Annotated in this window: 7 protein-coding genes and 1 pseudogene; 2 read left to right on the forward strand and 6 right to left on the reverse strand. The window is 56.8% G+C overall.

Going from position 1 to position 8,129, the window contains the following annotated elements; all coding sequences use genetic code 11:
• Window positions 1–5: 5 nt before the first annotated feature.
• Window positions 6–281: a DUF5334 family protein gene (locus EEQ99_RS28850; protein ID WP_244604864.1), complete on the reverse strand. Its 276-nt coding sequence runs from the start codon at window positions 279–281 to the stop codon at window positions 6–8.
• The gene (locus EEQ99_RS35625; RefSeq protein WP_127431506.1) at window positions 272–400 is read right to left on the reverse strand and encodes a YHYH domain-containing protein; all 129 of its coding nucleotides are present in this window, start codon (window positions 398–400) and stop codon (window positions 272–274) included. Before EEQ99_RS35625 ends, EEQ99_RS28850 begins: the two co-directional genes overlap by 10 nt.
• Window positions 401–649: 249 nt before the next feature.
• Here EEQ99_RS35625 and EEQ99_RS28860 point away from each other — a divergent pair.
• Window positions 650–975, forward strand: a pseudogene (locus EEQ99_RS28860) (cytochrome P450); the annotation flags it as partial.
• A 295-nt stretch (window positions 976–1,270) separates the two neighbouring features.
• On the opposite strand, the gene EEQ99_RS28865 reads toward EEQ99_RS28860, so the two are convergent.
• The 3 genes from EEQ99_RS28865 to EEQ99_RS28875 are packed head-to-tail and all read right to left on the reverse strand — an operon-like array spanning window position 1,271 to window position 5,675.
• Window positions 1,271–4,015 (reverse strand): UvrD-helicase domain-containing protein, encoded by a 2,745-nt coding sequence (locus tag EEQ99_RS28865; protein WP_127431507.1) that lies wholly within the window; start codon window positions 4,013–4,015, stop codon window positions 1,271–1,273.
• 60 nt (window positions 4,016–4,075) lie between these two features.
• Window positions 4,076–5,089, reverse strand: coding sequence for a nucleotidyl transferase AbiEii/AbiGii toxin family protein (locus tag EEQ99_RS28870; RefSeq protein WP_127431508.1), 1,014 nt, complete (start codon window positions 5,087–5,089; stop codon window positions 4,076–4,078).
• Complete coding sequence (locus tag EEQ99_RS28875; RefSeq protein ID WP_127431509.1) at window positions 5,082–5,675, reverse strand: DUF6088 family protein; 594 nt, start codon at window positions 5,673–5,675, stop codon at window positions 5,082–5,084. Before EEQ99_RS28875 ends, EEQ99_RS28870 begins: the two co-directional genes overlap by 8 nt.
• 270 nt (window positions 5,676–5,945) lie before the next feature.
• On the opposite strand from EEQ99_RS28875, the gene EEQ99_RS28880 reads away from it, so the two are divergent.
• The gene (locus tag EEQ99_RS28880) at window positions 5,946–6,278 is read left to right on the forward strand and encodes a hypothetical protein (protein ID WP_127431510.1); all 333 of its coding nucleotides are present in this window, start codon (window positions 5,946–5,948) and stop codon (window positions 6,276–6,278) included.
• A 193-nt stretch (window positions 6,279–6,471) separates the two neighbouring features.
• Here EEQ99_RS28880 and EEQ99_RS28885 read toward each other — a convergent pair whose 3' ends face one another.
• Complete coding sequence (locus EEQ99_RS28885) at window positions 6,472–7,974, reverse strand: ComEC/Rec2 family competence protein (protein ID WP_205930900.1); 1,503 nt, start codon at window positions 7,972–7,974, stop codon at window positions 6,472–6,474.
• Between the last annotated feature and the right edge of the window lie 155 nt (window positions 7,975–8,129).

Genomic DNA, 8,129 nt, shown 5'->3' on the forward strand with positions numbered 1-8,129 from the left:
TGGCTTCAATCATCCATCTCGAGAGTGCGATATTCGCCGCTCTCACTGTCGTAGACTTCCACTTCAACGGATCCACCGGAACGTTGAATGCTTTGGACGTCAACGTCGCGGTATTCACCGGACCCGTGGTCGTAGATCTCAATAGTCTGGCCGGATCTAACAAGATTACCTTTACCGATCTCGACTGAGGCCCCCGTTTCGTTATCGACGCCATCCCAGCCAAGGCAAATATTGCTCGAGGCGAAAAACATTCCAATCAGTGCAAGAGTTCTCAATGGCAATGGTAGCCCCCGGTCTTGTGATTGGTATGGCACCCGTTCCCGTCAGTTCCGCCGCCGTGTGCGGTAGCCGAACTTGCTGATAGCGTAAAGGCAAGAAAGAGCGAATAGATTAATTTCATAAGACCCCCCTGAACGGCAACAGGTGTTCACTCCGCTGAAGTAAAGCGGCGTTGCCGTGCGAAATTTGCTTCCACCCGATGGATGTTTAACCGCTGATGCGTCTCTTAGTCGAGAGTAGGGTCGGACCTTTTCTGCACTTTTAGTTGTATATCCACTAGTATCATTAACCGATTGCTGGTTGCGGAACCTGAAGCAGCCCGAGCGCCTGCGATGACCGGACGAATACGCGCGCTCTCTTAAGCCGAACCCTGGTCGGCGATCCATCCCTGGTGGACAAGGCGTTGGCCGGGGCGCGGGCTGGGATGGCATCGTGCGCTATCCAAGGGGCGGCCGCGACCATCGCGGGCGTGCATATTCCCGCGGAGAGCAAGGTGCTGATCGGCTACCGGCGAAGTTGTTCGATCGAAGCCATTTCGACGACCCGGAAATTCCACATCGGACGCGCCGTCAAGGTGGTGTTCGGTACGATCTTCAGCGGTTCCCCACGCTGCGCCTGGTCGTGGCGCTGGAAGAACCCAAGTTGCGCAAGGAGATCATCAATGGCGGGTTCGAGGAGTTCCCGGTGCTCTGGTGATGTGCGGACACCACCGGGATCCGTGATCTTTTCCGCAATTTGCCGGCCCGCCTGGCGCGCACTGGACAATTCAGTCAACTATGAGGTCATCGGAGCCCGGAACGACTCCGGTCGACCGTCATCCCAGTCCCAGCCGACCGCCGCGACGAAACGGCGAACGCTCGTTACCCGGGGACATCGTAATCGCAACGACTATTCACTTACGCGCTATCGGGTCCACGGTTTCCAAGGGTACCCGTGGGAGTTCTTGAGCCGGTTCTAGCATTTTTGGTTGTCCACGATGATCGGATGTTCTTCAGCGCACACCAAGTTGCGCTGTGTAACTGCAATCTGGGTACTGCGTGCACCCCATAAAGCGGTCTCCGGTCTTGCTCTTTCTTTCGGTGACATGCCCGACATGGCATGTTGGACATTGAGGCAGCGCCTCGCCGTCAATTGTCTCCAGTCGGAAGTTGCCACCGGCGATGTTTGCCAACTCGTGAATGTAACGTGATGGCTGCCGATCGTTCATCAGCAGGAAGACACCTCGGCTTGCCCGCGTTAGGGCGACGTAAAACAAACGCCGTTCCTCAGCGTATTCGAAGGTCTCTGGCTGCGGCATAACGAGGTTTAGAAGCTCGTCATCTTCAATTCGGCTGGGAACACCATATTCACCCTCGCTGACATCTAGCAGGATTGTGTAATCCGCCTCCAGCCCCTTCGCGCGATGAAATGACAAACCCGATACCTCGATGTTTTCAAACCGGGGGAGCCCGCCGGCAAACGGATCAAGCAGGTTATACCGCCAAAGCACCATGACCTTCAGCCGGGCAGCGCTGCTCGTGCGCCATTGGCTTGCGATCCCGCCGAGAAACCGGTCAAGCCGGTCCAGGAGCCGCAGGCTGGCCTTACCGAAGTCGGGCTTGCCTTGCTCGCCCGTTATCGGAATTGCTCTGATGGATCGCGCAATCGCCGGTCTGGCCGAGCGAACTGCCTTTCTCAGCTGAGCGGGGTTTCGCTGTATGAAGTTTGCGGCAGCATCGGCGATCACCTGATTGCATCGGTAGGTCGTCTCGAGCCTGCCTTGCCAGCTTGCGCCGAAATTTTCCTCGAATTGCGTGAATATGCTGATATCAGAGCCGGCAAAGCGATAAATCGATTGCCAGTCGTCTCCGACCGCAAAGATCTTCGAGAATGGCTTCTGGTGCTTCAGTGCTTTAATCAGATTGGCGCGGGAATCTGAGATATCTTGGAATTCGTCGACGAGGATGAGGGAGTAGGGGCTCTTATAGCGGGCCTCTTCCACCAAACGGGTCGCGTTGGCGATCATGGCATCAAAGTCGATGCGTTTGTCATCAATTAGTTTTTTCGAGTAGGCCTCGGTAATCTTCCAGATTGCCTGCGCGAACGCCTTGGCACGCTTCTTGTCGTGAAGGGAATTTGCGCGCACCAAGAGCATTTCCAATGTCAGATCGCCAGCACGGATATGCTTGATGCAGATGGCGATCAGCTTCTGGAAGTGTTTGATAACGACCGGTTCGACCGCCTTCAGGATTTCCTCAAGGCTGCGTTGATGGAACTGAATTTCTCGTTTTGCAAGCTCGGCCTCGAGTTGAAGAAGAAGCGTTCCGTCGTTTGCCTGGGCCGATTTCGTCGTGAAAACGTCAAGCTCTGCGCGGTTGTAGGCCGCCAGCTTGCTATCGGCATGTTCCACATAGTTGGCAAATGGCGAGGATCCGGCGCTATCGATGGCAAGATGTTCATGGATGGTGTTGCTTGCCGGATAATAGAAGTCGGGATGCACATATCTGATCGTCCCGTCTTCGTCTTCCGTGTCGATTTGGCGCTCGTATTGGAACTCGACCGTGTTGAGCCACAGCCAGTTCGCTATCGTCTGCTCTTGCAAAGATCTGACATAGATCCCGCCAAATGCGCCGATAGACGCGTCGCCACCACGCCGGCGCGCCGAGATGTAGCGGTTGTAGTCCGCATCGCTGTCAAAAACGGACGCTGGAATATCGGCTTGCGGATATAGCACGAGAAGGTCAATCCAGACCTTGGCAAAGCCCGCGTCCGATTGCATCAAGTCTTCGATGATCTTTGCGATGACCCGTGCTTCGCCAGTAGGGTGGTCCACCCAATTCGCCAATTGCGGTGGCCTGGCCTCCACCAGTTCGATGATACCCCGACCGAGAGCGTGGAACGTCGTGACCTTGCACTGCAGATCCGCTGGCTGGACGCCAAGCTGCTGCGCAATTCGTTCCCTCAGCTCTTCAGCTGCGGCCCGATTATAGGCGAGGACAAGGATTTCCTCCGGTTGATACAGTCCCTTGTCCAGCACATAAGCGACCTTGCCGACCATCGTCGCCGACTTGCCTGACCCTGCGGACGCGATGAGGAGATTGCTGTCCTCAAGGCGAATACAGGACTCCCTCTGTTGGTCGGACAATGATCGGCCATCGAGATCGTCAAAGAAGGGGGCGTATCTGGTGAGCTCGGTCGCAACAAATTCATTATTGTACTGATGGCGCCGGTCGGGGTCGGTCAGGAAAAACAGGGACCGTGGAAGATCGGCTTCCATGGCCGCGGTTAAGCCGTCGGCGTCGAACAAGGGATGGGAGAGTGCTGCGGCGGCCGGACCAGAAACACTCGCGATGGCTTGCGCCAGATCTGCCTGTGCGAGGTATTGCCGCTTCCCCTCGATCAATGGCTCGAGTTTCGCATCGACCTCTTTCAAAACCTCTTGATCCGACCGGATCAGTTCGAGCAGGTAGCGATTGATGAACCTGTGAAGGTCCGTCGCGAGCCGAGTAGCGGCGTCCTCGCCGAGGCACGACAGAGTTTCGACATGACTGCATGTGCGGATTTCGACCGTGTGCCAAAGCAGGGCCTTTTTGATCCCGATGGCGGTAATGTCCAGACAGCGTAGCTTGGCCCGCGTTCCGGTGTGGAGCTCGACGGACGCCGTGGTCGCCGTCGGTAGCCGGAGCTTCCACCTGCCGGAGGGAAGCAGACGGGCGAAAAGGCCGGGCCGATAAGTGGTGTAGCGGTTGAAAATCACGGATCGGCCATCGCGCGAATTGTCATTTCAGTTGGGTTCCCGCGATCATGGGCGCTTTTCTCAGCCGCTGGCATTGGCCTTGTCTTGGATTTTTGCGCATCGAGCGAGGAGTTCGTCGAAGGTCTCGGCCTGATCGAGAAGGAGGCCGTCATCCAGCATTCGGGCGTAGTCCTGTTCGAGTTCTGCCCTCCCTGCGCCGGAGGGCGTCAGCTGAAGCCCAGCGCCCACTGCTGCTTCGTAGTCGATCGGCGTTTTGTCAGCCGCCTTCTCAGCGAAGAACATCGATTTGTGCTGCGCCACCGACTTGGCCAGCTCGCGATCAGCGATTGCGCTGTCGGCGATGCCTATTTCGTCGAGACGAACGATATCGTGCCAGTGTCGTGAAAATCGCTCTCCGCGGAGCCGTTCCTGCAGACAGAAAACGTGGATTGCCGTCGCCTTTTCCCAGAACGTGCGTTCGGCATGCATGACCCGCGGCCTTGCGGTGGGAAACTGGATACCATCGACAAGGCCAGCAGCGTCGCATGAAATGTCACGAACGCTTGCCGGTTCTCCGGTCGACCGAGCCCCGAGCTCCAAGATGACGCTCGGCGCGACATAGCCGGATCCTCCAGCAACTGCTTCGTAGTCGATGAAGAGCTTGTCGCCGTCGACACGGACGGTGGCTGGAAGCGACTGGGCGTCGATCGCATCGACAATGAGCGGGCTCACGGTCTCCGATACCCAGGTCGGCAAACGCTTGCGGACTTCGCTCGACCAGCGCTTTTCCTCGCTTCTGGTTTCCGGCAACGCCTGCTCGTTCTCGCCGACGAGATCATGAGCGAGTTCGCGGATATCGTAGGTCAGGTCGACATCTTCCGAAAACCTACGGATGGCGTTGTAGGCTTTAGAGAGGGACGTGCCGCCTTTGAAGACGAGGTGGTCACCGAGCGCCGTTCCATAAAGGGTCTGCAGAGCCCAGACGACCCACGTGTCCTTTTCCAGGAGATGGATCGGGCGCCCGGCTTTCTCTGCGGCGATCGCAAGAACGTCTCTTCGATCGTCCAGGGACAGCTTCAAAAACTGCTCAGCCATAGGCGGCCTTTCCTACACTGCGGGCAAGCCAGCTGGGAAACTGAGGGGCGGCGGCAACGAGTTCGCCGAATGCCTCGGCGGAAAGCTTCCGCTTGATGCTCGGAAGTGCCTCTTCTGCCTTTTCCGGACCAAGCCATGCCAGCGCGCGCACAGCCAGGCCGGCAGGCTTGTTCGCCAAGGCGAGCTGCCAGCGCGGCACGTGCTTCAACTCGACCGTCTGGCTACCGACAGTAATGGTTCGGCTGCGGCCGGATGTGAAATAGACGGACCGGATCGGTACCTGAGTGGACAGCCCCAGCGAGTTTGCAGCCGCAGCACCATTCGAAACGATGACCTCGCCACGCTGGTGTGCAACGGCTTCGACGGCTTGCTCGACCGTCGGCGGTCGGCTCCCGAAACGGCTCTTGATCGCCTTGAGATAGATCCCACGACCGGCCCGGACGAGCTCGCCGCGTTCATATAGGCGCGACAGTGCCTGGTCTACCGCGGCACGGTTTCCCAAATGCAGGAGGGCCTTTGCGGACAGCGCTGTTCCCTCGGGCAGCTGTTCGGCATAGGCCATGATCTGACTTGTCAGTCGTTGCATATTATTTCTCCTGTCAGAAATATATGCAGCTTTCTGACAGTTTGCAATGTGGTGGCCCGTGCCTTTCTTCAACGAAGGTCTAATTGCTCACCTCGAAGGATCGGCAAGCGCAAGGCCGTGGTCTTTCCTTTGGTCGGCCGACATCGATAGGCCCCTGCGCGGCGGTGGGCTTGTCTTACAGAGTAATACTCCTGGGTTGATCGCGATACAGTGTCGCTCTAACAATCCAGCGCGTACAGACATTTGAGATATAAATTTCGGTGGCCCAGCATGAATATTGACGGATACTTCGAGAAACTGGCCAAACTAGTGCATTCTCGTGATCCAGCGTTTACGCCCCTTGGCGAAGTGAAGATGCAGCATCTGGATTTAGCCATTAATGTTTATGAGGACGAGGACCGGAAAAAGAGGTTTGACGGCAGCCTCCAGAATGGCCGCGTTCATGACGCTACCTTTCGAACGCATCTTCTCCGCATCGAAGGAATTCCGTTTTCATCCCTTTTCCTATTCAGCGGAATGTTTCTGGAATCGAAGGTCTTGATTGGCGAGTGGGTCAACGACCTTGTCCGTCCTGAACCATCTACGGACGGCAAAAAGGAGTAATGAGGCGTCGATGACCCGATGGGACGAACCGCCGAACTTTGGGTCAGAAAGAAGTCCTCGCGGAGGAGGAAAGCAGCACGTTGTTGTGAAGCGAGCGGGTAGTCTGAGAGTGGCTAGTCAGGACGAGGGAATTGTTCGTGTTGCGCACACCGCTTCCAGGATAGCTTCAGGCGACTGAGTTTTGGCCATAGTCTTAAAACGCACCCAATAAATGCAATCCTTGAGATCCGTCGACCTGCACCGGATGAAAGGACCAGAAGTCACGGAGGACAGCTGCGTGCGGATGCGCGTAGCCTTTGTGGTCTGGGTCAGATGAGAAAATGCTCGCTTCCGGTTTTAGAAGCGATCCCAAACCTGAGTGCCAGTTACCCTCGGCCCCGTGATGCATGACCTGGAGGATGCCAGCACGTGCAAGTCGGCTTCCGGGTCGATAATGCTTCTCAAAATCGGCGAATTGTTTCCCTGCGCCGAGGGTTCCGTCGCCCGTATACATCTGCGAGAAGCGCGTGCTTCCGGCGAGGGAGCCGAGCGGACGATTGGAGGAGTGCCAAAGCAGGACCGCAGATTGATTGACGGGGCCGGAATAAAGGAAAAGCGAGATAATATTCCGGTTCTTTGATGATTTCCCAAAGTGGGCATCGTAAAGCTTCTTTAGCTTGTCGAGCGTGGCGCTGCGTGTCGTCGGTACGGTCAGGATATCTTGTACCAACTTCGACGCTGCTAACTGGAACCTTTTCGTGGCTTTTGGCAGCATTGACGGGTCGTTATAGGGAAGAAACTCCCAATCGAACGGTACTGATATCGTTCCGCCTCGCTTCAGATAGCGCACATTCGCATTGTCTTGCGCGCAGAATAGCTCATCCTGTGACCCTTCCGGTGGCGTGTCCTCGGGGAACTTGATAGGGGGCTCTTCCGGTCCCTCAAGATCTGGACCCGGTTCGATAGGCGGAGGTGGCAGTTCGTCATCCGGTCCGGAGGCCAGTACAAACACGATTTCGCCTATATCGCCACCGTCCAAGGCTCTGAGATAGCCAACCGGGTCAATGTAGAAGCCAAACTCGGCGTCGTCGGCTGATACGCCTTGCTGAAGCGCCAAGACAAGGCGCTGGAGCGGCGTGAGATAGGGGAGCAAGATCATCCGAATTCGAGATGTCTGCACGAGGCGCGAAAAGCCGCTGATATGATCGCGGTCGAAATGGGAGAGGACGGCCAGATCGAGCCGGTTGAAACCCAGTGCAGAACGCCTGAAATTGCAGGACGCAATGGCATCCGCCAAGAGGCTGTCCTTTGATGTCGTTCCGCAGTCATAGACCCAATTGAAGCGGGGGCCGTTGTCCGCCAAAATTGCACCTGAGGAGAAAAGGCCCTGGCCTACGGGCCACCAATCGAGCAAGAGATATCGTGGGCCATGCCCTCCAAGAGAGGGACCACCAGCAGGCGGCTCGAACAGTGTTGCGTCAGGATAAACGCCAAATTGGCACGCGAGCATAAAGGCGTGCACCGCTGTCTCAGATGCGGGTCTGATCGCGCTAAACCAATGGCCTTTGCGAATCTGCCCGATTAGGCGGTGATTGAGGTCTCGATCCGGATGGGTGAAATAGGCCAGGATTTTCTGATCAGTTGGCCGGGGGCTGAGGTTCAGCATACCCTTTATGACACTGACTTCAGCCTGCGATAGAGACTTCACGGATGCCAAATTTCCCCCCAGGAATGTCGGGTGAGTTCATGCTGAACCGCGACCTGCGGGCTTTGAGAGGCTAACCGGTACGCCTGATTTGCGCGAGGAGTTTCTGGCGGAAGACTTCTGCCGGCGTTTTGTAGCCGAGGCATTTGCGTGGCGTTGCGTTCAGG

The organism is Rhizobium anhuiense (assembly GCF_003985145.1).
GTDB lineage: Bacteria > Pseudomonadota > Alphaproteobacteria > Rhizobiales > Rhizobiaceae > Rhizobium > Rhizobium anhuiense.

Bases quoted from the DNA above. Each gene is read 5' to 3' on its own strand.
- EEQ99_RS35625 (WP_127431506.1), bottom strand. From the start codon at position 400: ATGAAATTAATCTATTCGCTCTTTCTTGCCTTTACGCTATCAGCAAGT.
- EEQ99_RS28870 (WP_127431508.1), bottom strand. From the start codon at position 5,089: ATGGCTGAGCAGTTTTTGAAGCTGTCCCTGGACGATCGAAGAGACGTT.
- EEQ99_RS28875 (WP_127431509.1), bottom strand. From the start codon at position 5,675: ATGCAACGACTGACAAGTCAGATCATGGCCTATGCCGAACAGCTGCCC.
- EEQ99_RS28880 (WP_127431510.1), top strand. From the start codon at position 5,946: ATGAATATTGACGGATACTTCGAGAAACTGGCCAAACTAGTGCATTCT.